Here is a 1668-nt window from a genome sequence, read left to right as displayed (position 1 = left end):
TTCCTTTTTCCTTGTGGGCAGGTTGAAGGCTTGCTCTGAACAGCTATTTATTAAAATGTTTTTACCTAAAAGAAACAAAAACTTTGGAGTATTACAAAAATGAAAAAAATAATTGCATTCTCAACCTTAGCATTCACTAGCGCCCCTGTTCTGGCAGTTGGAGAATTCAATCCTGTGCCGGCCCCTGGTGTTCTGGCACTGGTGAGTATCGGCGCATTAGCAATTTTTATCGTAAATCACTTTAAAAAATAATTGCCAGGATCGTGATTCTAGAAATTAGCTAGATATCTCATCTTCGGAACCGCCGATTAATTTGTTGCCGATAGCATCTATTTCGGAATTCAAAATAAATCGGCGGTTCTCTAAACAACGATTCATCGAATATCGAAATCAATACCCAAATAAATTACTGTACAAAAATTGGGAATGCACATTGTGTGCAATTGACTGGATGCGTTGATTGCTTGCGCTATTGTTTTTACTTTATCCATATATAAACAGACTTTTACACCAAACACAGCAGTTGTTGAGATATGGTTTAAGCAACAATCCGTCCAGAAAACATGAGCTATCTCACCAAGAAAAAGACTCAAACCGTTCCTGTCCGATAGCAAGACACTAAACCGTATATTAGCGTCACAGAAAAAATAATTAATTTAAGGTTAAATACATTATGAGCACACTAACAATTCGGGTTACTTCATCTGCCGTGAATGTGGCAGGAACAGGATTTGGACAGCAGCCAGATCTTGGGGCCCCCAGTTTTTTCGATGTAGAAATTACTGATAGTACAAATGCAAATTTGCCGAATGGTATCTACGATACCTATTGTCTGAATCCTCTTATAAATATTTTGTTTTCTCCGACAACCCATGCCGCTATTGGAAGCGATGGAGAGAATGTAAGTGATTATTTAGCAGCAGACGTCGCTGCGATAACAGATACCCAAATTGACCAAATTAACTGGTTATTAGCGCAGAATTTCACCTCTGATCCTAAATACAGTGGGCAATTTAGTTATGGAGAAGTGCAAGCGGCTATCTGGGAATTACTAGGTTTTAATGCGACTGAATACAATGTTGGCATCACGCCTGGCTTACTTTCAGACAATGGTCGTCAAGCTGTTGAACAAACAGATATTGATTTCCTTGAAGCACAAGCGCAGTTAGCAATCGCCAGTGGCCACAATGTTGTGCCCACTGATACTTTTTTTACAGCATTGATTGATCCAGACGGCGTAAAACAACCACTGATCATACAATTGCAATCTGCCAAACTTGGCAACTTCGTTTGGCAGGATGACAACAATAACGGTATACAAGACACAGGCGAATTGGGTGTTAATAATGTTGTGGTTGAGCTCTATGATGGTGCAGGCACTCTGATTGCCACCACTACAACAGGAGACGATTTTAGTACTGCTGCAGTTGAGACTGGGTTTTATGAATTCACAGGATTGAAGGCAGGCGATTATCAAGTCAAGTTTGTACCACCTGCCAACATGGCACTGACAGTCAAAGATGCCAATAGCAATGGTCAAGACACGCTTGATAGCGATGCGGACACCACGACAGGATTAAGCGATATTATCAGCCTGGCAGCGGGTGAATCCAATCAAACTATTGATGCAGGGCTAGTGCAACCCACCCCAGAACCCGCATCGATCTC

At 41.2% G+C, this 1668-nt stretch carries 2 protein-coding genes; both read left to right on the top strand.

Annotated elements, in window-relative coordinates; genetic code table 11:
- Window positions 1-99 precede the first annotated feature (99 nt).
- Window positions 100-252 (top strand): hypothetical protein, encoded by a 153-nt coding sequence (locus C8R11_RS16355; protein WP_181258291.1) that lies wholly within the window; start codon window positions 100-102, stop codon window positions 250-252.
- A gap of 421 nt (window positions 253-673) precedes the next feature.
- A partial coding sequence (locus C8R11_RS15775) for an SdrD B-like domain-containing protein (protein WP_280523914.1) occupies window positions 674-1668 on the top strand: 995 nt, incomplete at its 3' end.

It is taken from the genome of Nitrosomonas aestuarii (assembly GCF_003046585.1).
Taxonomy (GTDB): domain Bacteria; phylum Pseudomonadota; class Gammaproteobacteria; order Burkholderiales; family Nitrosomonadaceae; genus Nitrosomonas; species Nitrosomonas aestuarii.
This window is presented reverse-complemented; position numbering and strand designations above follow the sequence as displayed.

Excerpts from the sequence above, each read along its gene's own strand:
- C8R11_RS16355 (WP_181258291.1), top strand. The coding sequence starts at position 100 with ATGAAAAAAATAATTGCATTCTCAACCTTAGCATTCACTAGCGCCCCT.